Below are 20,847 nucleotides of genomic sequence, written 5' to 3'. Positions count from 1 at the left end.
TCCTTCTAGTAAGACGTCGAGTTGTGGACGCTGAAGTGGTAGAGGTTCCGTGCCGAGCCGTAGCGCTTGAAGTCCGCAGGGTTGTCGGTGCGGCCGGCGGCGGCCAGCAGTTCGGCGAGTTCGTCCAGGTGCTCGATGCTCATTGGCTTCTCGATGCAGTCCGCGCCCAGGGAAGCAACGGTTCCCTTCACGTAGATGCGGGCTTCGTAGATGGAGTCTCCGAGCGCGTCCCCGGCGTCGCCGCAGACCACGAGCCGGCCGGCCTGGGCCATGAATGCGGACATGTGGCCGATGTTGCCGCCCACCACGATGTCCACGCCTTTCATAGAGATCCCGCAGCGGGCTCCGGCGTTCCCGTCGATCACCACGAGGCCGCCGTGGCCGGTGGCCGCGGCCGACTGGGAGGCATCCCCCTTCACATGGACCTTTCCGGACATGATGTTCTCGGCGAGTCCGACGCCGGCATTGCCGTAGATGGTCACCTCGCCTTTTTGGTGCATCCCGGCAGCGTAGTAGCCGGCATGGCCGTTGATGGTGACGGACACCTCGGCATCGATGCCGACCGCGAGGTTGTGCTTTCCGCCCGGGTTCTCGACGGTCCAGAACTGGCCGTGCGCTGCTCCGTGCAGAGCCTGGTTGAGGTTGCGGACCGGGCTGTCGGCAAGGTCCACGGTGGCCTCATCGGCGGCCGTGGGGTAGTCCTGCGTTTGGGATTGGATCAGAGTGACCATGTGTAGACCTTTCCGGGTTCCGGTTCAAAGATGCGGGCTGTTTCGATGCCGGGCAGGGATGCCAGGGCGCGGTATTCCGAGGCCATGGCCACGTAGTCGTCGGTTTCGGCGATGATGGCCGGCTTGCAGGCGATGGGATCGCGGACCACGGCCATGCTGTCGGCCGTGGTGACGACGAGCGTGTAGAAGCCGTCGAAGACCTTGCCCAGATTGGTCAGGGCTTCCTCCAGGGTGTCGCCCTGCTTCAGGCGGGAGGCGATGTAGCGGGCGCCTACCTCGGTGTCGTTGTCGGAGTCGAACACCACGCCTTCGCGCAGCAGGTCCCGCCGGATGGTGGCGTGGTTGGAGAACGAGCCGTTGTGGACCAGGCACAGGTCGTCGGCAACGGAGAACGGGTGGGATCCGCCGGCGGTGACGGCCGACTCGGTGGCCATCCTGGTGTGGGCCAGGCCCTGGCTGCCGGACATGGCCTCCAGCCCGTGCTCGGCGGCGATGTCCATCGGATGGCCCACGCTCTTCATCACGGCCACGTGTTCCCCGCGGCCGATGATGGTGGAGTCCGGGAGGGTCTCTCGGACCGCTTTGGCGAGCAGCCCGGTATCGACGGCGGAACTGACGAAGGTGGTATCGCCCACCACCTTCACTGCCGTCCCGGCGAAGGCCGGCAGCAGGCTTTCCAGCGCGGCGGCGATTCCCGCCGTCGGCAGGCCCTGATCTTTGCCGAGCAGGCTGAGCGTGGAGGTGTTGCCGGAAACGAGGCCCGGGGTGTCGTAGACGGCGAGGCCGGCCGAGTCCGGGCCGCGGTCCACGATCTGGCACATCATCGAGGACAGGAGGCTGCCCATTTGGGAATGCAGCAGGGGGTTGCGCAGCTGCAGCGCGGCGATTCCGCACATTTCAGGGTCCTTTGCTAGGTGGGCTGGTTGGTTGGGGCCGGTTCCTGATGGGAGCCGGTTCAGACCGAGGTCAGGTAGGTACGGATTTCCCAGTCACTCACCTGGTTGTGCCAGGTCAGGAACTCCTCTTCCTTGGCGTCGGCGTAGTAGTGGCCGATCGACTCGTCGCCGCTGAGGCTGGAGAGGATGACCGGGTCCCGGCGCAGGGCTTCGACGGCGTGAAGGAGCGTTGCCGGCAGCAGGTGGGCGTCGGGCCGCGCCTCGCCCGGCCCGGACGGGGCTCCCGGGTCTGTTCCCTTGCTGATGCCGTCCAGCCCGGCCTCGATGGCGGTGGCGATGGCGAGGTAGGGGTTGGCTGAGCCGTCCCCGGACCGCAGCTCGATCCGCTTTTCGTCCGGCACGCGGACCATGTGGGTGCGGTCATTTCCTCCGAAGGAGGCCTTCCGGGGTGACCACGTTGCCCCGGAGGAACTTGTGGTGGCACCGCTGCGCTTGTAGGAGTTAACCGTCGGCGCCAGGAAGGCCTGGAGCGCCGGGGCGTGTTGGAGGAGGCCGCCGATAAAGGAGTAGGCGAGCTCTGACAGCCCAAGGCCGCGGTCGCCGTCGTCCCCGGGGAAAAGGGCCTCCGAGCCTGACCACAGGGACAGGTGGAAGTGCAGGCCCGTGCCGGTGCGGTCGGTGAAGGGCTTGGGCATGAAGGTTGCCGTCATGCCGCGCTGCTCGGCGAGGATGTTCAGGATGTAGCGCAGGGAGACCACGCGATCGGCCGTGGTCAGCGCGTCGGCGTAGTTGAAGTTTTGCTCGAACTGGCCGGCGGCGTCCTCGTGGTCGCTGGCGTAGTTGCCCCAGCCCAGGCTGTTCATGGCCGTGGAGATCGCGGTGAGGTGCTCATACATGCGGGTGACGCCGCGCGCGTCATAGCAGGGACGGGTCGAGTCGTCGCGGGTGTCGGCGGTGCTGAGGGTGCCGTCGTCGTTCTTGTTGACGAGGAAGTATTCCACCTCGGCGCCGATCTTGGCCTGCATCCCCTGCTCAGCCAGGCGGGCGAGGGTGTTTTTGAGGATGACGCGCGGCGCGTAGGGCCAGGGCTTGCCGTCGACGTGGGGATCGCAGTGGATCAGCGCCAGGCCCTCTTTGATGAACGGCACGGGGGTGAAGGAGGCGAGGTCGGGAACGGCAATGAGGTCTGAATCCTGCGGCTTCTGGCCGATGAGGCCGGCCGCGTAGCCGGCAAATCCCATGGCCCCGGCCTCGAGTTCGTCGGCGGCTTCGACCGGCACCAGCTTGGCGCACGGCTTGCCGGTCATGTCCACGAAGGTGGCCAGCAGGAAACGGACATTGTGCGCCTTGGCGATGTCTGCAAGGGAAATACGATCGGCGCTCGCCGCCGCACGTGCATCTGTTGGTACTTCAGGTGTCGCGACACTTGTCATCGGAGCTGTCCTGTTCGCTTGCTGTTGCTTGTGGTGAAACTTTGTTGAACCACAGTAGTCAAAACTGTGTTTCGGATCTTCGCTTGGATTGTTAAATCTGGGTGACGGCAGTGCCGAAAGATGGCAACAGCAACTTAACGCGACGGTAACCCACCCTGGTTCACTCTCATGAATCATGGTTTCACGCCACTACCAACAGGAGGAACCGTGGAAGCACTGACAGGAACCGTAACCAAGGCTGGATCGATCCAGAAAGTGGAAGGCGGTTATACGGGCCTTCCCTCGATGAATGAGCCGGGCGTGGACGCCGCAATTGGTGATTCGTTCTCCAACCCCGGTGGCTCGGCGATCAGCGCTGGCTTCTTCGAACTCAGGGCCTCCGAGCCCCTGGTTTACGAGTACACCTACGACGAAATGAAGGTCGTAGTGCAGGGAGAGTTCATCCTGACTGACCAGGGAACCGGCGACGTTGTGCGGGCCAAGGAACGCGACGTGCTGTTCTTTCCTAAGGGCACCACAGTGAAGTTCGAGACGCCCGACTACGCCCTGGGGTTCTACACCGGTCACCGCTCCTTTGCACCGTAGGACCTTGATGAAACCCGCATCCGTAGATCCTTCAGCAGCGGCCGGCCGCGCCACGGGCTACCGGGGGGTTGTCTTGGTGTCCTTCGGACATGCAGAATCCCTTGCGGCTGAAAGCACGGACGGGCGACCGCGGCAAAACCTTCACTTCGAGTCAGCTGATCACGAAAGCCTCAGGCAGCTGAAGTCGGTGCTTGCATCAACGTTCGTGGGGGTTCGCCTCGTGCTCGCCGGGCCGCAATCCGACATTTGTGCAGCGGCCGCGGCCGCTGCACAATGCGGGCTTGTCCAGGAGGAGATCAGGCTGCTGAGCGAAGGAGCCGGAACATGGAGGGTGTTTTGCGGACATTGCCACGCAACGACTTCATCCGCTCGGGGGCCGGGATCGGAAGTTGATTGCCAGGGCTGCGCCACCACCCTGGCAATCACCGGCCACTTCTCCCGACGACAAGCCGCCTACCTTGGATTCGCAGCCCACGCCGAGGAGGCAGCATGACCACAACGGCACTCGAAGCGGGAGTCCACCCGGCAGTCCAGCAGGGCCTCCACCTCGAAGTCACCGATGTCTGCATTCAAACGGCGTCGGTCACCGGCATCACGTTCAGCGATCCGACCGGGGCCCCGCTGCCCCGTTACGTTCCTGGAAGCCACTTGGTGGTCCAGTACGGGGACGGTGCAAACGCGTACTCCCTGACCGGTTCAGGCAGCGTGCCCTCTGAATACACGATATCTGTACTCCGGGTTGAGGACGGTGCAGGCGGCTCTTTGGCGATGCACCGCCTCCGGATCGGTGACCGTGTCCGGACATCCCGGCCGCGCAGCGCCTTTTCGCCAGTAGCGACCGCCACCCATCATCTGCTCATTGCAGCAGGGATCGGCATCACACCCATGCTTTCGCATGCACGGGCGGCTGCCGAAAAAGGGGAAGCGGTGTCGCTGCTCTATGTCTACCGCCCAGGAGCGGGAGCACACGTTGGGGAGGCCCGCGAGCTGCTTGGACCTGCTCTGACGGAATGCACCGACCGCTATTCCTTCCATGAGGAATTACGGGAAAAGCTCAGCAGCCAGCAGATCGGTACACACCTTTACGTGTGCGGCCCGGCCGCCTTTATGGACACCGTCCTGGACGCGGCCGCGGAGCAAGGTTGGCCAAAGAGCCGCCTGCACTCGGAACCCTTCGGCGCCACCGAGCTGGACCCGGGCAAACCCTTCACGGCGCGCCTGGCGCGCAGCGGCACCACCGTGGACGTCCCGGAAGGAGTTTCGCTGCTGGAAGCCCTTGAAAAAACAGGAATAGGCATCCGCAACATGTGCCGCAAGGGCGTATGTGGCGAGTGCTCCCTTTCGGTTTTGAGGGGGGCACCAGAGCACCGGGATCTCTACCTGACCGACGCGGAGACAGCCGCAAACACCACCATCATGTGCTGCGTCTCGCGCAGCCTGGACCAGGAATTGGAGCTGGATCTTTGAGCACCGACATCATGCACGACCAACCCGGCTCCGCCGTCCTCCCCGCGCGAATCGCCCGGTTCCCTTTTCCTTTTCCCGCTGACAGCTACCGGTACAGCACCAATGTGGAGCCTGCCCCGAACCCTGTGCAGACAGAGGCCGGTACCTGGGGCACCTGCATCCTGGACATCGATGAACATTACCTGGAGGAATTGCAGGAGCGCGAAAAGGTACTGAACTTGGATCCATCCCGCGCGCAAGTGCTGCCCCATATGCGGTTCGCTGTCTGGGACGCCATTGCCACCCTGCTCCCCCTCTTGGCCGAGGAACATCCGGAAAGTTTCTCCTTCACAAGGAATGGAAACGCCTGCACCTGGCGGAACACTGTGCAGGACCTTGAACTGGAATTCACCTATGGAGATGACGCAACCCTGCCTGAAGGCCCCTTACGGTTCCTGGGCAGCCAAATACAGGACGACATCGCGCTCCTTGACCAGCGAGAGGACGCTCTCTGGCTTGACGCCGGCCTGGTCACATTCGCCGCAGACTGGTCCTTGGGGTTTGACGTGGGAATGAAATTCCTCGAAGTCCATGGCCCCGTCCCCCGCGTTCATGAAGAGCAGATCATGGCGCGTGCCCAGCAGTTCCTCATGCGCCTCCAGCCGGGGGAAAAGTACCGCAGAACCAACTGGACCATGACCGTAGACCGGCGCCTGGACACCTCCACCGAGACCTACGCTGAGTGGGCCAGCGACCGCAGCACCGTTTCAGCAGACCCCAGCCTGCCGGAGCGGCTGCACCTTCGTGTGGAAGTCCAGCACCTCATTCGCCTCCCCCACTCGGGCGCGGTTCTGTTCCTGGTCCGCACCCACCTCCTGCCCCTGTCGGACATTGCCCAGGTCCCGGCCTGGCGGGAACGCCTTGGCCGTGTCCTGGCAGAACTCCCCGAGGACATGGCCGACTACAAAGGCATCAACCGCTACCGCAGGGCCGCATCGGACTGGCTGCTCGCCGGATGACAACCGCCTTCCCATCAAGCCAACCCGGAACAGGAAGAGCCCAATGAAAACCATCATGAAGGTGGACATTCGGACCAGGATTGCCAGCGCCCCATCCCCGGCCCTCCGGCAAGCTGAAACAGCTGTGCAGAACCTGAACACCCGCACGGGCCGCCCGGACACAGCTGTCGACCGGAGCGGCAATTCATTTCTCATCGTTTCTTTTGGCTCCGGCGAGAATGCAGCCCTTGCCAGAGCGTGGATTGCCGAGGCTGCAGAACTAGGGCAGGTTCAATGGTTAACCTTCAGCGAAATCAACGCAGAAACCCGACGCCAGCTTCGCCAGGCCCTGGCTTCCAGCCTGAACGGCGTACGCATCATGATTGTGGGCCGGCAATTCGATGTGCTGCAAACCGTCGCCCTTGCCCGCGCCGCTGGAGCGCTGGAAAAGGAGGTCCTCAGTCTTGTCACCAACGCTGTCGACCTTCCCATCTACTGCGCACACTGCCGCGCGACGAGCAGTGTCGTCGGTGGCGTGGGTGATGTGGTGACCTGTCCGGCCTGCGACAGGACCGTCGAAATCCATGCCCACCTGTCCGGCGTGCGGGGAAGCTACCTCGCCTCAGATGCCCTGGCACGGGAACTGCCATGAGTACGGTGGTCGATACCTCAAGCCGGGCGTCGGGGCACCTGCACCACTCCTACCAAACGCACCCCCGGCAACTGGTCGTCCTGGCTGTTGAAACCCTTACCGCGGATATAACCCATTTCGTTTTTGGCGATCCCGCCGGGCGTGTTCTCACCAGTTATGAGCCGGGAAGCCACCTCATCATCCAAGCTGGCGGGAAGCGAAACGCGTACTCGCTCGTTGGAGACGGCGTCAATCCCCGCCATTATGGGATCTCGGTCCTCCGGCACGGCACAGGTGGAGGGTCGCAGTGGCTGCACGCCAACCTTGGCGTCGGCAGTACCGTCCTGGTTGAAGGGCCCCGGTCCCTGTTTTCACCGGATCCAGCAGCCAGGAAAGTGCTGCTCGTTGCTGCAGGCATCGGGGTCACGCCCGTGCTTTCCCACGCGCGCGCCGCCGCAAGGTGGGGGCGGGCCGCAGAGGCGATATACATTTATCGATCCGGGGCAGCGGCCCATTTGGACGATCTCAGGATTCTGGCTGCCGAAGGCCACTTGGACCTTCATGAAGCGGTGGGGAAACAGGCGGGCATAGAGCTGCTCCGCCAGCGACTGCACCTGCAACCCCTGGGGACCCACGCCTACGCCTGCGGTCCCGTGGACATGCTCGAGACCTATGGCGCGGAAGGCCTGCGTGCAGGATGGCCCTCAAACCGCCTGCACGTGGAGCGATTTGAGGCACCGAAACAGGACGCAGGCAGCGCGTTCCGGGTCAAAATCGCTTCCACCGGAGAATTCCTCTCGGTGGGGCCGGGGGTGAGCCTGCTGCAAAAGCTCCTTGACGCAGGGCACAACGTGGCCAACCTCTGCCGCCAAGGCGTGTGCGGCGAGTGCAGGATAGCCGTCCGATCCGGAACGATCGAACATCGTGACCTGGTCCTGAGCGAAGAAGAAAAGAGCACCAACACCACCATGCTCTGCTGCGTTTCGCGGGGCGAAGAAATTGAGGTCGACATATGAGCACCAACATTTCCGAAGGCACGAAATACACCACGACTTTGCCGTGGCCCTTCGCCGAAGACCAGCAGGACTTCCAGTACAGCGTCAACGTCGAGCCTGCGCGCATGCGCAAAAAGACCGCTGGAGGCGAATGGGGTGCCAACATCGTCGACCTTGGCGGAGATGACTACGCGCACATCATGAAGGAACGCCGCCGCATCCTTGCCGCCGACCCCGACAGGGTCCAAATCCTGCCCGGCATGATGCCGGCCTGCTGGGACCTGCTGATGTACTACCTCAGAGACCTGGCCATCACCCATCCGGAGCACATGCAACTGCACGAGGACGGCGACCTCGTCCGGTGGCAAAACCACCTCCTCGGCACGGACCAAACCTTCGTCGTAGGCGATGAATCGTCGCTGCAGCACGACCCGATGACCTTCCTGGGAAGGGAGATTCCGGACGATCTGCTCCTGGTCAAGGAGCGCGGCGGGCAAATGCACTTCGACGCAGGTCTTGTCACCTTTGCTGCCGCCTGGTCGGTCACCTTCGACGCCGGCATGAGTTTCACCGAAATCCACCAACCGGTGCCAAGACTCACCCGCGAGGGCATCACCTCGAGGGCGGAACAGTTCCTCATGCGGCTACCGGCAGACCAGGTGTTCCGCAGAGTCAACTGGACGCTCTCCGCCTCAGGCTCCCGCAAGCTGGACATCAGTCTCGAAGAGCTGCCGGAATGGGGCCAGGACATCCCGCGGCTCGTCGCGGAACGCAACTTCGGGAACTTGCAGCTCCGCATCGAATTGGAGCACTTCATTCGTCTTCCGATGTCAGGAGCGGTGACGTTCAGCATCCGCACCTACATGGCTTCACTTGAGGAGATCAAGGCCATTCCCGCATGGCGGGACCAGCTGGCCCAAATACTGATGTCCACTCCGGAAGACATTGCAGCCTACAAGGGAGTAAGCGACTACCGGGCCGCCGCTGCCGCCTGGTTGCTCAACTGACCAGGCCTCCGTGCCCGGGATTTGGACAACACCAAGGGCCCTGTCCCAACACTTCAACTTTCTGATCGGAGTACTCCATGCCACAGGCAGACCTCGCGTGGCTTCTGGCCGCCTTCGCCCTTGTAGCGCTCATGTTCCCCGGGCTTGCCTTCTATTACGGCGGGCTGCTCGGGAAAAACAACATTCTCAACATGTTCATGATGGTGCTGAGCACCCTCGCTGTCACTGCCATCCTCTACGTTCTGTACGGATACGGCATGGTTTCGGGAAACTCCGTTGCCGGCCTGGGCATTGTCGGCAACCCATTCGAATTTTTCGGGATGATCGGCTTTGAGAGTGACGACGGAAGCGGCGGTCCACAGTCGATATACTGGGCCGCCTTCTTCGTCCTGTTTGCCGCGATAACCGTAGCCATCGTTGCCAGCGGAGCCGCAGGGCGGATGAGATTCGGCGCGTGGATAATTTTCAGCGCCATTTGGCTGACGGTCGTCTACTTTCCCATCGCCCACTGGGTGTTCACCTACACGGACGAAGAGACCGGTTACGTCGGCGGGTGGCTGCGCAACGTCGTTCACCTCCACGACTTCGCTGGCGGCACTGCGGTGCACATGACGGCAGGTGTAGGCGCCCTCGCACTTGCCCTCGTCCTAGGAAAAAGCAAGGCCCCCCAAGCGAAGCCTCATAACCTTCCCTTCGCCATCCTGGGAGCAGGAATCCTGTGGTTTGGGTGGTTCGGATTCAATGGCGGGTCGGCTGCAGGAGCCAACTTCTTGTCCCAATACGTCGTGATGACCACACTCCTGGCAGGCTGCGCCGGCATAATCGGATACCTCGCAATCGAGCGGGTGCGGGATGGACGCCCGTCTGCTCTCGGACTCGCAACCGGCGCCATTGCCGGCTTGGTCGGCATCACTCCATCCGCCGATGCCGTAAATCCTCTCGGCGCACTCGCTGTTGGTGCCGCATCCGGGGCAGTTGTCTGCTGGGCCATTACATGGAAGCAGAAGTGGGGAGTCGATGACACCCTCGACGCCTTCGCAGTCCACGGCATCGGCGGCATCGTAGGGACACTGTGCGTAGTGCTGATTGGAGCAAAGTCAGCACCCGCAGGCGTGACAGGTCTCGTTTTCGGAGGGGACTGGAGCATTCTGTGGAGAGAACTGATCGCTATTGCAGCAACGTGTCTTTATGCGTTCATCGCCACGTACGCGATCGCCTGGACTTTAAACAAAGTTATGAACATCCGGGTCGATGAAGAAACCGAACACCGCGGCCTGGATCTGACACTACATGCTGAATCGGCTTACGCCGAGGTGGAATAGCCCCTGCAGTTCAAAACCCTGAGGATCATCCGAGGAGCACCATGAAGATCGTCACAGCAGTCATCCAGCCCTACAGGTTAGAGCAAGTCAAGAACGCTCTGGCCGACACCCTGCACACGGGCCTCACGGTCAGTGACGTAAAAGGCTACGGAGTGCAAAAGGGGCACACAGAAATGTACAGAGGCACGGAGTTTCAGGTGGACTTCCGCCCCAAGGTTCGTATCGACCTAATCGTCACGGACGAAGACGCAGAAGGAGTCATTCAAACCATTGTGATGGCAGCACGAACTGGAAGCCTTGGGGACGGGAAAATCTGGACACAGGACATCTCCAACGTCATTCGTGTCCGCACGGGAGAACGCGGTGTCGAGGCGATCTGACATCTCCGATCCGCACGGCAAAAGGATCCCTGCCTGGTGGAATTATCAACAGGCGGGGATCCTTTTGCTTGATATCTGATGATAGGGGATGCCGCCGAAGTCCAGGCCTTAGGTGCCCAGCAATTGATGCTGCTCACGCCACAGATCGGAGTCGGGCGCAGTTCGGGTTTTCGATCGCTTGGTGCATCGCTTTTAGACAAATCGCCAGCTTGGACAGAGGCGTCTGGTTACGATTCCGGCGGAAACGAGATCCTCATTTCCGCCGGTACCACCAGCCGAGAGAGGGAGTAAAAGTATCACACGGTCCAAAGACCGGGGTGTTAGTAATGACGGTGTTACTAATGACTCGGTTGGTTCAGCATGAAGGTTGTACCGACTCTCCGCAGCCTGGGGGGCGAAGGAATTAGCTCCTTACGGCTGTGTACGTAGTGTCAGATGGAAACGGCGGCGGGTTGTTCCTGGAAGGCCGGTACCACATGTTCGATGAAGAGCTCGAGTGAGCGCTTCTTTTCTTCGTGGGTGAGGCTGTTGTCAGACCAGACGCTGAATTCAGTGACGCCAAGTGCCTCGTAGCGACGGAGGCGTTCGATGACTTCGTCGGGCGTCCCGATCATGGCGGTCTTGTGGAGGGATTCGGGACTGAATTCCGGACGCTCGGCGAACTTTTCTTCGGGGCTGGGCTCGAGGAAGCCGTTGACGGGGGTGGTCTTGTTGCCGAACCAGGCGTCGAAGGTGCGGTAGAACTTGTTGATGCCTTCGGCGGGGCGGCGCCAGCCTTCGGGCTCGTCGGCGGAGTGGACGTGGGTGTGCCGGAGGACCATGAGGTCGGGGCGGGGGACGCCGGGGTTGTTCTCCACGGCGGTGTCGAACTTGCGTGCCAGGTCTTCGACTTCCTCGTCGCCCTTCATCAGGGGCGTGACCATGACGTTGCACCCGTTAGCGACGGCGAACTCGTGGGAGGAGATGTCGCGGGCTGCGATCCACATGGGCGGGGTCGGCTTTTGGACGGGCTTGGGGATGCTGGTGGAGGTGGGGAACTGCCAGACCTCGCCGTCGTGAGCGTAGTCGCCTTCCCAGAGGGCGCGGACTGCCGGGACGAGCTCGCGGAGGTGCTTGCCGCCGTCGACCGCTGACATGCCGCCCAGCATCCGGTCAAATTCGAACTGGTAGGCGCCGCGGGCCAGGCCCACTTCCATCCGGCCGTTGCTGATGACGTCCAGGAGCGCGCACTCGCCCGCTACCCGGAGCGGGTTCCAGAACGGCGCGATGATGGTCCCGGCGCCCAGACGGATTTTCGAGGTCCGCGCCGCCAGGTAGGCGAGCTGGGGCATGGGGCTCGGTGAGATGGTGTATTCCATGGAGTGGTGCTCGCCGATCCAGACGGTACTGAAGCCGCCGGCCTCCGCGATGAGGCTGAGTTCCGTCAGGTTCTCGAAGCATTCCTGGTAGGAGACGGAATCGTCCCATCGTTCCATGTGGACGAAGAGGGAAAAGCGCATTGTTACTCCTTCGTTCTGCGGCGATTTTCGCCTGCGCGTAAATTGGTGGCTGCAGCCTGCCTAGGTGGCAGCCGCGTTGCGTTCGGCGATGGTTTGGTTGCCGCGGGACCAGTGCTCGTGTTCGATTTCGCGGACGATGACGGTGGTGTTTTCAGGGACCGCCCCGACAGCTTTTTCTGCGGCCAGGTGCAGCTCGTTGATGAGCGAGCGGAGCTGCTCGGGGGTCCGGCCCCGGGCGATGGACACTTCGATGAGAGGCATTTCGGGTTCCTTTAGCTGCGCAGGACGAACGGGTCGGAGACGGGACCTTCGTCGGTGTTGATCCAGACGCTCTTGAGCCGGGTGTAGTCGTGCATGGACTCGAGTCCGTGCTCGATGCCAACACCGGAGTTCTTGAACCCCTGCCGCGGCGACATCGGGGACATGGCGCGGTAAGTGTTGACCCACACCGTGCCTGCTTCCAGCCGGCGGGCCATCCTGTGGGCCCGGGCCAGGTTCTGCGTCCATATGCCGGCAGCGAGCCCGTACTCGGTGTCGTTGGCGAGGCCGACAACCTCGTCCTCGGAGTCGAAGGGCATGATTGCGGCGACCGGTCCAAAAATCTCTTCCCGTACGACGCGCATGGAGTTGTCGACGTCGGTCAGGACGGTGGGTGCGAAGAAGTAACCCGGGAGTTCGATGTCTGGGCGCTTGCCTCCGGTCCGGACTGTCGCGCCCTCGCTGACGCCGATGTCCACGTAGGAGCTCACTTTGTCCAGCTGGGCGCCGAAGGCGAGGGGTCCGAGTTCGGTGGTGGCCAGCCGCGGGTCACCGATGATGATAGACGCCGCGCGTTCGGCGACGCGTTCGACGAGTTCGTCGTAGACGCTGCGGTGGGCGAAGACGCGGCTGCCGGCGATGCAGGTCTGGCCCGCTGCTGCGAAGATCCCGGCGATGACGCCCATCGCCGCGTTGGACACGTCGGCGTCCTCGAACACGATGTTGGGGCTCTTGCCGCCGAGCTCAAGGGTTGAACCGATAAAGCGCGACGCCGTTTCCGCGGCAATGCGGGCACCGGTCGCCGTAGATCCGGTGAAGGAGATCTTTGCCAGGTCGCGGTGGCTTACCAGCGCGGCGCCGGCTTCCTGCCCGAAGCCGGTGACGACGTTCACGACGCCGTCGGGGAACCCTGCTTGGGATGCCAGCTCGGCGACCCGCAGGATGGTCCGCGAGGTGTACTCGCTGGGCTTGATGACCACGGTGTTGCCGGCGGCCAGGGCCGGGGCCAGCTTGGACGTGGTCAGTGTCAGGGGCGAGTTCCAGGGGGTGATGGCCCCGACGACGCCGAGGGGTTCGCGCTGGGTGTAGTTCAGCATGGTGATCGAGTTGGTGGGGATCTGGCTGCCCTGGACCTTGTCCGCCAGCCCGGCGTAGTAGTAGAGGTACTCGGGCAGAGAGGCGAGCTGGCCGCGCATCTCGCGCAGCAGCTTGCCGTTGTCCAGGGTTTCCAGCTCCGCGAGCTCGTCTGCGTGCTCGCCGATCAGGTCGCCGAGGCGTCGGAGGAGGTGGCCTCGCTTGGTGGCCGTGAGGTCGCGCCACAGCGGGGATTCGAACGCTTCCTTGGCTGCTGCCACGGCGCGGCGGACGTCCTCTTCGGTTCCCCGTGCCGCTTCATACAGCAGCTCGAGCGTTGCCGGGTTGGTACTGGGGAAGTATTCCCCGCCGGCGGGAGCAGACCAGGTACCCCCGATGAAGTGGTCGAGTCGGAGCGTCATGCCCGTTCTCCTTCCGATTCTTGGATGAAGTCATTAATTGCCCCGGCCAAAACGTCAGCGTTCTGGACCGGCAGCATGTGCCGTGCGCCAGGAACCACGAGGCTCTTGGCACCCGGGATCGCTGCTGCCAGGCGCCGGGTCATCTCCGGCGTTGATCCGGGGTCCAGCTCACCGGTGACAGCGAGGGTGGGCACCTGGACGCTGCCAAGCTCCGGACCGATGACCGCGTCACCGACCGCGAACACGCGGTAGGCGTGCACAAAGGATTCGACGTCGTTCGCTTCCAGGGTGCGGCGCGTTGCTTCCACAACGCTTTCAGGCACGGACGTGCCGGTGTACCAGCGGTCGATGGAGGCTTCGACGGTGGCCGGGAAATCCGACTCTGCCGCCTCCAGCCTCTTGAGGACGGCCTTTGATTCGTCCTCGGTGCGCTGGCAGACGGAGTTCACGCAGGTCATAGTCGCGATCCGGTCGGGGTGGAACCTGGCGATGTACTGCGCGATCAGTGCTCCGAGCGAAAAGCCCACCAGGTGGCTTCGCTCCGGGAGGCGGCCCAGCACGTCTTCGGCAAGTTCGGCCAGGGTGGTTGGTTCCGCCAGGGCTGGCTGCCGTCCGTGGCCCGGCAGGTCGATGGCCACTGAGTCACGCTTGAGGGCATCCCTAACCGGGGCCCACATGCTGGCGTCAAGGCCGACGCCGTGCAGAAGGGCAATGGGCGTTTCAGACACTTGGGTCATTGCTCCGTGGACAGGGGCGCCAGGCGCTCCTGCGGCCGTCCCTGCGCGGACGCGGCCAGGGCGATGAGGATCTCGCCGGGGTGGGGTGCGTCGGCCACCCGGACCTCCACGCTTTGGTGGTGCGAGCGGATGGTTGCGTCGGTGATGTGCTTCATGGGGATGTCGAAGACCGTGCCGGCGGGTGCGCGCTTTTCGACGGCGGGCAGCAGCGTGGTGGCGGAAGCGGCCTTGCGGTAGTGGTCACCGAACTTCAGCGTGTGGATCAGCGCCGAGCCGTGCTCGATCTCGCCTTCGATGCCGACGATGGCGGCCTTGCCGTAAGCCTCTACGGGAGCGCCGAGCACCTCGATGACTTTGGGGGCGAGGAGCGCGCCGAGGTCCGAGGCGATGGCATCGATGCCTTCGGTCAGGTCCTCTACAAAGCCCTGGCCGGCCCACGGGTTTTCCACGACTGCAACGGCGATCGCGACCCGGGCTCCGGGGGTTACGGGGCGACCGCCCTCGGTCAGGATTTCTTCGGACAGGGTAACGATTTTGCGGATTTTCACGGCAGGATTCCCTCCAGGATTTCAGCGGTTACGGGTCGGTCGGTGGTTCGGTCACCGATGCGGGGATGCGGGCGCGAACCGGTTGAGGCGGCGGCGATGACAACTATCTCGTCGGGGTGGGGTGCATCGCTCAGGTTCAGCGTCAGGGTCTGGTAGTGGCTTCGTGTGGAGGCGGCTTCCTTGTGCCACATCGGCACGGCGATCGTGGTTCCGGGCTCTGCCCGTTCGTCCGAGAAGGAGAGGATTGATGTGCCTTCGAGGAACTCACGGACCAGGTTTCCGAAGTAGGGCGTGTGGATGAGCGCTGCGGCGTGTTCAACTTCGCCCTTCAGCCCGACAACGGCGGATTTGCCGAACGCCTCGATCTCGCCGGCGCCTCCGAGGGCTGCTGTGAGGCGGTCGGTGAGAACTTTGGCGAGAACGGGAGCTATGCGTTCGGTTTCGGGTGCCAGGTCAGTGGAGACAGCCGAGCCGCTCCATGGGTTGCGGATGACGGCGGCGGCGGCAGCCCTGGTCACGCTGGTGGCCAGGGCTCCCGACCCGTCACGGAGGATTTCCTCCGTCAGCACGGTGACCTTGCGGACCCCGACTTCCCGGGCGAGTTCTTCAATCGCCGACGCGAGGTTGGTTCCTTCGGCCACGGGGATGATTGTTGTCTCGGACACGGTTCAACCCTTCTTTGGGGAGCTAGTGGCAGTCATGGGGTTCCCTTCGGTGACTAAGCTTGTGTTTTTTCGCCGGCGGCGTTGCCGGTGTCTGCGCCCCGTGCCGCGGCCAAGCTGGAGGCGCTGACGTGGCCCCGCATGGCGAGCTCGGCGCCAACAGGGTCTTTTTCCATGAGGGCATCGACCACAGACTGGTGTTCGCGGATGGAAGCGCGCATCCGGGCCGGACGCTCAACGGTTTCGAGGACAATCCGGTGGTAGGCAAGCTGGTTCATGAGGCGCCCGTAGTGCTCGGCGAGCTTGGAGTTATCCGAACCCTTGACAATCGTCCAGTGGAACTCGTGGACGAGTTCGGCGTATGTCGCGGCGTCAGCACGTCGCTCAGCACGCTCTGATTCCTCGATGTTGCGCTTGAGGATGTCAAGCTCCGGCACCGTACCGCGCCGGGCGAGGAGGCTGGCGGCCAGACCTTCGAGGCTCTCCTTGAGCTGGAAGAGCTCAACGATCTCGCGCCGGGTCGGGATTCGGACGAAGGTCCCTACCTTGGGCCTGATCTCCACCAGGCCCTCGTTTTCCAGCTGCTTCAAGGCTTCACGCACCGGTGTCCGGCTCACCTCGAACTGGTCGGCAAGGAAGAGCTCCGGCAGAGGCGCTCCCGGAGGATACTCGCCGCTGAGGACCAGCTTCCGGAGCTTGTCCAAAATGCTGGCCTGGTTCGCGGACGCCGGAACGCCCTTTCGCAACTGAATGACTTCTTGCATGCATCAAACCTACGTTGCATACAACACGGCCGTCAAGAGACTGCTGTCTTTTAGGGGTCTAGTGGCGTTTTCGGGTGTAGCTATTGACGTAGATCACACCCGGCCTTACCGTTGTGGCATGCAAGAGACACTCAACGACGCCGTAACCGCCGCTTGGACCGCAGCTTGGGACGAGGGTGATGTCACCGCGTTCGACGCGATCGTGACCGCCGACTACCAGCGTGAGAGCACCGGCACGAAGAAGGTGTGCGGACTGAAGGAACTGCAGCAGGAAATCCTCGATGTCCGGGCCGCTTTTCCCGACCTGACCACCCGCATCGAGAAAGTCATCGCCAGCGGTGATGACATGGCCATCTTCTGGAAGTCGACTGGAACCTTCACCCACCCCCTTCGGGGTGTCCCGCCCACAGGCCGCGTCGTGGAAACCCGCGGCTCCAATGCGCTGACTCTCCGGGACGGGCGCATCGCCTACGAACAGGTGACCTGGGACGCCGTCGAACTTCTCGCCCACGTGGGCATCCCGTCCCTCGGCTCCGCCTTCGAGGATGAAACCCCGGATGTCATCGTTGACAACCTGTCCGGCAACCTTCCGCAGGACATCATGAAGGGATTCAACCGGCAGTTCATCACCGGCGTCACTGTCGTGACCACCGTTGACGAGGAGGGCACCCCCAAGGGTCTTGCCGCCAACTCCTACGCGTCCATTTCCCTGGACCCGCCGCTGGTTCTCGTCTGCGTCCAGAAGACGTCGTCGACGTACCCCGCGCTGTTCCAGTCCTCGCACTTTGGAATCAACATCCTCAGCAACAACCAGCTTGGGACGGTCAAGACCTTCGCTTCGAAGACCCAGGACAAGTTCGCCGATCTGGAATGGCATGCCGGCCCCAACGGCGTACCGCTCATCGACGGGTCTGCAGCATCGCTGGAGGCGGAAATAAAGGAGCGCTTCCAGGCCAAAACCCACACGATCTTCGTCGGCCGGGTCCGGCACGCCGAAGTCGCCGACGTGGACCCCATGATCTACAAGGCAGGCCTCTTCTTCGACGGTGCGCAGCTCGAGGAACTCTGACCCTCAGGTGCCATCATCGTCCTGACCCGGCCAGCAGCCGGCGGGCCAGACACCCGGGTCCCCCCCGCCCGGGAATCACCAACTTCAACCCCATGCAACCTTGCATCTGGAGTACGCCATGACCCACACACAAAATGCCGAGGACCTGATGGAAACGAAAAGCCCAGGCACGGACGAAAGCCCAACCATCCTTGCCTCCCCCAACGGCACCCGACCAATAACCGAAACATCCCTGGCCGAGGCGGACCGCCTTCGAAACAGGCCCGGGGCCGTCTTTTGGACGTCAGTCGGACTCATCGGCGCCTTCACGGCCTGGGCATCCCTCTCCTCCACAAGCCTCAATGGCGTGATGACCGCAGCCATGGACTGGGTAGCTCAGAGCGTCGGCTGGAGCTACCTGGTGGTTACCCTCGGCTGCATCGGACTGCTCATCTACGTCGCCGTCAGCCGGTTCGGACGCCTCCGCCTCGGCGCCCAGGACGCCAAGCCCGAGTTCAGCACCTGGGCATGGCTGGCAATGATCCTCTCAGCAGTCATGGGAATCGGACTCATCAGCTACGGCGTCGCCGAACCCATCTCCCACTTCGCTTCCCCGCCGCACGGCCTCGCCCAAGCCGGCACCATGGACGCCGCGATCCGCGCCATGCAGTTCTCCTACTTCGACTGGGGCCCGCACGCCTGGGCAGTCTTCGGGGTCTTCGGCCTCGCAATCGCTTACTCCACACACTGCCGCAACAACCCCGGCCTGGTGTCCCCCATGCTCCGCCCGATTTTCGGCAAGCTGGTCGATGGCTGGTTCGGCAAGATGATCGACGTCTTCGCCATCATCGCCACGCTGTTCGGAACCACCACGTCCCTGGGACTCGGCGCCTCGCAGATCGGCGAAGGAGTAAACCGTGTATTCGGCATTCCCTCCAGCCTGCTGGGACAGATCCTCATCATCGCCGTCATCACCGTGATCTTCACACTGTCAGCCCTGTCCGGCGTCAACCGCGGCGTCAAGTACCTCAGCCAGGGCACCATGGTTCTGTCCGTCGGGCTCGGACTCTATGTGCTATTCACCGGACCCACCAACTTCATCTCCAACCTCTTCTTCCGCTCCCTCGGCACATACCTCAGCGACTTCTTCGCCGTCAGCCTGCTCACCCCAGGCACACCCGAGGATGTCCAGTGGATGCAGTGGTGGACTTACTTCATGATGGCCTGGTGGCTGAGCTGGGGCGCCTTCGTCGGCGTATTCCTCGCCAAGATCTCCAAGGGACGAACCATCCGCGAATTCGTCGCAGGCGTCATGATCGTCCCCAGCGTCGTCTTCTTCGTCTGGTTCACCATCTTTGGCGGCACGGCCATCAAGTTCGACATGGAAAACGGCGGGAAGATCGGCGCCGCCGCCCTCGACGACGTCAACTCCGCCTTCTTCGCCACGCTCGCCGAACTTCCCCTGTCCGGCCTCACCTCCATCGTCGCCATCATCCTGGTAGTGATGTACTTCGTCTCCGGCGCGGACGCGAACACCTTCGTCCTGAGCATGATGTCCTCCCGCGGAACACTAAACCCCACCAAGCCTGTCCTGACTATCTGGGGGCTCTTGACCGGCCTGTGCGCCGTGGTGCTCCTCATCGTCGGCGGTCTGGGCGCCCTCCAGCAGGCCGCCATGCTCTCGGCCCTGCCGTTCACCGTGATCGTCGCCCTCCTAGGCGTGGGCCTGGTCAAGGAACTCAGGAACGACCCCCGGTTCGACCGGACTAAGTCCGTCACCCAAGGCGACCTCAACCGGATCCTCACACCCCAGCCATAACACCTCATTCCCCAGCGGGTGGTTGAGCCTCCGAAGTCATTCGGCAGGCTCAACCACCTGTTCACGACCATTCCCAATGGAGCACCATGTCTCTGACCCTTGCCCTTTCCCCTGCCATTACCCCCGAGCGTGAGTCATCCCTGCTGGCATCGGTGCCGACCGGCCTGCTCATCAACGGCCAGTGGCGGGATGCGTCCGACGGCGGCACGTTTGACGTGCACGATCCCGCCACCGGGGAGGTACTCGCCACCCTCGCCTCGGCCACCAGCGAGGACGCCGTCGCCGCGCTCGACGCGGCCGATGCGGTTCAGGCCTCCTGGGCCCGGACCGCACCCAGGGAACGCGCCGAGATTCTGCGCCGCGCCTTTGACCTGGTCACCGAACGCGCCGAGGACTTCGCGCTGCTGATGACCCTGGAGATGGGCAAGCCGCTCGCCGAGGCCCGCGGCGAAGTCACCTACGGGGCCGAATTCCTGCGCTGGTTCTCCGAAGAAACCGTCCGCGACTACGGCCGCTACCTCACCACCCCCGAGGGCAAGAACAAGATCCTCGTCCAGCACAAGCCCGTCGGCCCCTGCCTGCTCATCACCCCCTGGAACTTCCCGCTCGCCATGGCCACCCGCAAGGTCGCACCAGCTGTGGCGGCTGGCTGCACCATGGTCCTCAAACCCGCCAAACTCACCCCGCTCACCGCCCAGTACTTCGCGCAGACCATGCTCGACGCCGGCCTGCCCGCCGGCGTCCTGAACGTCGTCTCTTCCTCCAGCGCTTCGGGGATCTCCGGGCCGCTGCTGGCCGACCCGCGGCTCCGGAAAGTCTCGTTCACCGGCTCCACCCCCGTGGGCAAGCGCCTCATGGCCGACGCCGCCCAGAACGTCCTGCGCACCTCCATGGAACTCGGCGGCAACGCACCCTTCATCGTGTTCGAAGACGCCGACCTGGACAAGGCGGTCGAAGGGGCCATGGCCGCCAAGATGCGGAACATGGGCGAAGCCTGCACCGCCGCCAACCGCTTCCTCGTCCACGAAACCGTCGCCGCCGAGTTCACAGCCAAGTTCGCCGCCGCCATGGGCGCCCTGGCCACCGGCCGCGGAACCGAACCCGAAACCCAGGTCGGCCCCCTCATCGATGCCGGCGCCCGGGATGACGTGCACGCCCTGGTGAGTGCCGCCGTCGGCGCCGGAGCCACCGCCATCACCGGCGGCTCCCCCGTGGACGGACCTGGCTACTTCTACCAGCCCACCGTGCTGGGCGACGTCCCCAACGACGCCGAGATCCTCCGCCAGGAAATCTTCGGCCCCGTCGCCCCGGTCACCACGTTCAGCACCGAGGAAGACGCCATCCGGCAGGCCAACGCCACCGAATACGGCCTCGCCTCCTACCTCTACAGCCGCGACTTCAACCGCCTCCTGCGCGTGGCCGAACAAATCGAATTCGGCATGGTCGGCCTCAACGCCGGCATCATCTCCAACGCCGCAGCACCCTTCGGCGGCGTCAAACAATCCGGCCTCGGCCGCGAAGGCGGCACCGAAGGCATCGCCGAATACACCACCACCCAATACATCGGCATCAACGACCCCTACGCCAGTTAG

22 protein-coding genes are annotated in these 20,847 nt (G+C 63.4%); 12 read left to right on the top strand and 10 right to left on the bottom strand.

Annotated elements, in window-relative coordinates:
• Window positions 1-5: 5 nt before the first annotated feature.
• Genes DBZ45_RS09165 through glnT form a run of 3 tightly spaced genes read right to left on the bottom strand, consistent with a single transcriptional unit; the run spans window position 6 to window position 3,060 of the window.
• Window positions 6-731: a protein glxC gene (locus tag DBZ45_RS09165; protein WP_111903608.1), complete on the bottom strand. Its 726-nt coding sequence runs from the start codon at window positions 729-731 to the stop codon at window positions 6-8.
• Window positions 719-1,627 carry a glutamine amidotransferase gene (locus DBZ45_RS09160; protein ID WP_111903607.1) on the bottom strand — a complete coding sequence of 303 codons (909 nt, stop codon included), beginning with the start codon at window positions 1,625-1,627 and terminating at the stop codon, window positions 719-721. Before DBZ45_RS09160 ends, DBZ45_RS09165 begins: the two co-directional genes overlap by 13 nt.
• 59 nt (window positions 1,628-1,686) lie before the next feature.
• Entirely contained in the window at window positions 1,687-3,060 is a 1,374-nt protein-coding gene (gene glnT / locus DBZ45_RS09155) for a type III glutamate--ammonia ligase (protein WP_111903606.1), read from the bottom strand.
• A 207-nt stretch (window positions 3,061-3,267) separates the two neighbouring features.
• On the opposite strand from glnT, the gene DBZ45_RS09150 reads away from it, so the two are divergent.
• From DBZ45_RS09150 to DBZ45_RS09110, 9 genes are all read left to right on the top strand, one after another.
• Complete coding sequence (locus DBZ45_RS09150; protein WP_223256991.1) at window positions 3,268-3,645, top strand: cupin domain-containing protein; 378 nt, start codon at window positions 3,268-3,270, stop codon at window positions 3,643-3,645.
• 7 nt (window positions 3,646-3,652) lie between these two features.
• The gene (locus DBZ45_RS23450; protein ID WP_111903604.1) at window positions 3,653-4,138 is read left to right on the top strand and encodes a dimethylamine monooxygenase subunit DmmA family protein; all 486 of its coding nucleotides are present in this window, start codon (window positions 3,653-3,655) and stop codon (window positions 4,136-4,138) included.
• Entirely contained in the window at window positions 4,135-5,112 is a 978-nt protein-coding gene (locus DBZ45_RS09140; protein ID WP_111903603.1) for a PDR/VanB family oxidoreductase, read from the top strand. Before DBZ45_RS23450 ends, DBZ45_RS09140 begins: the two co-directional genes overlap by 4 nt.
• A complete protein-coding gene (locus DBZ45_RS09135) occupies window positions 5,109-6,110 on the top strand; it encodes a heme-dependent oxidative N-demethylase family protein (protein WP_223256990.1) in 1,002 nt (333 codons plus the stop codon). Before DBZ45_RS09140 ends, DBZ45_RS09135 begins: the two co-directional genes overlap by 4 nt.
• A 124-nt stretch (window positions 6,111-6,234) precedes the next feature.
• Window positions 6,235-6,741, top strand: coding sequence for a dimethylamine monooxygenase subunit DmmA family protein (locus tag DBZ45_RS09130; protein WP_146617475.1), 507 nt, complete (start codon window positions 6,235-6,237; stop codon window positions 6,739-6,741).
• A complete protein-coding gene (locus DBZ45_RS09125) occupies window positions 6,738-7,736 on the top strand; it encodes a PDR/VanB family oxidoreductase (RefSeq protein WP_111903601.1) in 999 nt (332 codons plus the stop codon). The genes DBZ45_RS09130 and DBZ45_RS09125 overlap by 4 nt, the downstream gene beginning before the upstream one ends.
• Complete coding sequence (locus tag DBZ45_RS09120; protein WP_111903600.1) at window positions 7,733-8,722, top strand: heme-dependent oxidative N-demethylase family protein; 990 nt, start codon at window positions 7,733-7,735, stop codon at window positions 8,720-8,722. Before DBZ45_RS09125 ends, DBZ45_RS09120 begins: the two co-directional genes overlap by 4 nt.
• 77 nt (window positions 8,723-8,799) lie before the next feature.
• The gene (locus DBZ45_RS09115; RefSeq protein ID WP_111903599.1) at window positions 8,800-10,044 is read left to right on the top strand and encodes an ammonium transporter; all 1,245 of its coding nucleotides are present in this window, start codon (window positions 8,800-8,802) and stop codon (window positions 10,042-10,044) included.
• Between the two features lie 41 nt (window positions 10,045-10,085).
• Complete coding sequence (locus DBZ45_RS09110; protein WP_111903598.1) at window positions 10,086-10,424, top strand: P-II family nitrogen regulator; 339 nt, start codon at window positions 10,086-10,088, stop codon at window positions 10,422-10,424.
• A gap of 431 nt (window positions 10,425-10,855) precedes the next feature.
• Here the strand turns inward: DBZ45_RS09110 and DBZ45_RS09105 are convergent, their stop codons facing one another.
• The 7 genes from DBZ45_RS09105 to DBZ45_RS09075 are packed head-to-tail and all read right to left on the bottom strand — an operon-like array spanning window position 10,856 to window position 16,388.
• Window positions 10,856-11,923, bottom strand: a complete 1,068-nt coding sequence (locus DBZ45_RS09105) for an LLM class flavin-dependent oxidoreductase (protein WP_111903597.1) — start codon at window positions 11,921-11,923, stop codon at window positions 10,856-10,858.
• 60 nt (window positions 11,924-11,983) lie between these two features.
• Window positions 11,984-12,184: a tautomerase family protein gene (locus DBZ45_RS09100; RefSeq protein ID WP_111903596.1), complete on the bottom strand. Its 201-nt coding sequence runs from the start codon at window positions 12,182-12,184 to the stop codon at window positions 11,984-11,986.
• Window positions 12,185-12,195: 11 nt separating this feature from the next.
• The gene (locus DBZ45_RS09095; protein ID WP_111903595.1) at window positions 12,196-13,677 is read right to left on the bottom strand and encodes an aldehyde dehydrogenase; all 1,482 of its coding nucleotides are present in this window, start codon (window positions 13,675-13,677) and stop codon (window positions 12,196-12,198) included.
• On the bottom strand, window positions 13,674-14,414 hold the full coding sequence (locus DBZ45_RS09090; protein WP_190243067.1) for an alpha/beta fold hydrolase: 741 nt from the start codon (window positions 14,412-14,414) through the stop codon (window positions 13,674-13,676). The genes DBZ45_RS09095 and DBZ45_RS09090 overlap by 4 nt, the downstream gene beginning before the upstream one ends.
• Complete coding sequence (locus DBZ45_RS09085) at window positions 14,411-14,962, bottom strand: amino acid synthesis family protein (protein ID WP_111903594.1); 552 nt, start codon at window positions 14,960-14,962, stop codon at window positions 14,411-14,413. The genes DBZ45_RS09090 and DBZ45_RS09085 overlap by 4 nt, the downstream gene beginning before the upstream one ends.
• Window positions 14,959-15,627 (bottom strand): amino acid synthesis family protein, encoded by a 669-nt coding sequence (locus tag DBZ45_RS09080; RefSeq protein WP_111903593.1) that lies wholly within the window; start codon window positions 15,625-15,627, stop codon window positions 14,959-14,961. The genes DBZ45_RS09085 and DBZ45_RS09080 overlap by 4 nt, the downstream gene beginning before the upstream one ends.
• Window positions 15,628-15,680: 53 nt before the next feature.
• The gene (locus DBZ45_RS09075) at window positions 15,681-16,388 is read right to left on the bottom strand and encodes a GntR family transcriptional regulator (RefSeq protein ID WP_111903592.1); all 708 of its coding nucleotides are present in this window, start codon (window positions 16,386-16,388) and stop codon (window positions 15,681-15,683) included.
• 118 nt (window positions 16,389-16,506) lie between these two features.
• Between DBZ45_RS09075 and DBZ45_RS09070 the strand changes: the two genes are divergently transcribed.
• The 3 genes from DBZ45_RS09070 to DBZ45_RS09060 all read left to right on the top strand — a co-directional run bounded on the left by DBZ45_RS09070 (window position 16,507) and on the right by DBZ45_RS09060 (window position 20,847).
• Window positions 16,507-17,457 (top strand): flavin reductase, encoded by a 951-nt coding sequence (locus DBZ45_RS09070; protein ID WP_111903591.1) that lies wholly within the window; start codon window positions 16,507-16,509, stop codon window positions 17,455-17,457.
• Between the two features lie 118 nt (window positions 17,458-17,575).
• On the top strand, window positions 17,576-19,255 hold the full coding sequence (locus tag DBZ45_RS09065; protein ID WP_111903590.1) for a BCCT family transporter: 1,680 nt from the start codon (window positions 17,576-17,578) through the stop codon (window positions 19,253-19,255).
• Between the two features lie 86 nt (window positions 19,256-19,341).
• On the top strand, window positions 19,342-20,847 hold the full coding sequence (locus tag DBZ45_RS09060; protein ID WP_111903589.1) for an NAD-dependent succinate-semialdehyde dehydrogenase: 1,506 nt from the start codon (window positions 19,342-19,344) through the stop codon (window positions 20,845-20,847).

The sequence above is a fragment of the Arthrobacter globiformis genome (assembly GCF_003261175.1).
Classification (GTDB): Bacteria; Actinomycetota; Actinomycetes; order Actinomycetales; family Micrococcaceae; genus Arthrobacter; species Arthrobacter globiformis_A.
Note: the sequence above shows the minus strand (reverse complement) of the source record. Positions and strands in the feature narration are given on the sequence as shown.

Excerpts from the sequence above, each read along its gene's own strand:
- DBZ45_RS09105 (WP_111903597.1), bottom strand. The coding sequence starts at position 11,923 with ATGCGCTTTTCCCTCTTCGTCCACATGGAACGATGGGACGATTCCGTC.
- DBZ45_RS09165 (WP_111903608.1), bottom strand. The coding sequence starts at position 731 with ATGGTCACTCTGATCCAATCCCAAACGCAGGACTACCCCACGGCCGCC.
- DBZ45_RS23450 (WP_111903604.1), top strand. The coding sequence starts at position 3,653 with ATGAAACCCGCATCCGTAGATCCTTCAGCAGCGGCCGGCCGCGCCACG.
- DBZ45_RS09070 (WP_111903591.1), top strand. The coding sequence starts at position 16,507 with ATGCAAGAGACACTCAACGACGCCGTAACCGCCGCTTGGACCGCAGCT.
- DBZ45_RS09140 (WP_111903603.1), top strand. The coding sequence starts at position 4,135 with ATGACCACAACGGCACTCGAAGCGGGAGTCCACCCGGCAGTCCAGCAG.
- DBZ45_RS09120 (WP_111903600.1), top strand. The coding sequence starts at position 7,733 with ATGAGCACCAACATTTCCGAAGGCACGAAATACACCACGACTTTGCCG.
- DBZ45_RS09075 (WP_111903592.1), bottom strand. The coding sequence starts at position 16,388 with ATGCAAGAAGTCATTCAGTTGCGAAAGGGCGTTCCGGCGTCCGCGAAC.
- DBZ45_RS09065 (WP_111903590.1), top strand. The coding sequence starts at position 17,576 with ATGACCCACACACAAAATGCCGAGGACCTGATGGAAACGAAAAGCCCA.
- DBZ45_RS09090 (WP_190243067.1), bottom strand. The coding sequence starts at position 14,414 with ATGACCCAAGTGTCTGAAACGCCCATTGCCCTTCTGCACGGCGTCGGC.
- DBZ45_RS09160 (WP_111903607.1), bottom strand. The coding sequence starts at position 1,627 with ATGTGCGGAATCGCCGCGCTGCAGCTGCGCAACCCCCTGCTGCATTCC.
- DBZ45_RS09110 (WP_111903598.1), top strand. The coding sequence starts at position 10,086 with ATGAAGATCGTCACAGCAGTCATCCAGCCCTACAGGTTAGAGCAAGTC.
- DBZ45_RS09115 (WP_111903599.1), top strand. The coding sequence starts at position 8,800 with ATGCCACAGGCAGACCTCGCGTGGCTTCTGGCCGCCTTCGCCCTTGTA.
- glnT (WP_111903606.1), bottom strand. The coding sequence starts at position 3,060 with ATGACAAGTGTCGCGACACCTGAAGTACCAACAGATGCACGTGCGGCG.
- DBZ45_RS09125 (WP_111903601.1), top strand. The coding sequence starts at position 6,738 with ATGAGTACGGTGGTCGATACCTCAAGCCGGGCGTCGGGGCACCTGCAC.
- DBZ45_RS09060 (WP_111903589.1), top strand. The coding sequence starts at position 19,342 with ATGTCTCTGACCCTTGCCCTTTCCCCTGCCATTACCCCCGAGCGTGAG.
- DBZ45_RS09100 (WP_111903596.1), bottom strand. The coding sequence starts at position 12,184 with ATGCCTCTCATCGAAGTGTCCATCGCCCGGGGCCGGACCCCCGAGCAG.
- DBZ45_RS09095 (WP_111903595.1), bottom strand. The coding sequence starts at position 13,677 with ATGACGCTCCGACTCGACCACTTCATCGGGGGTACCTGGTCTGCTCCC.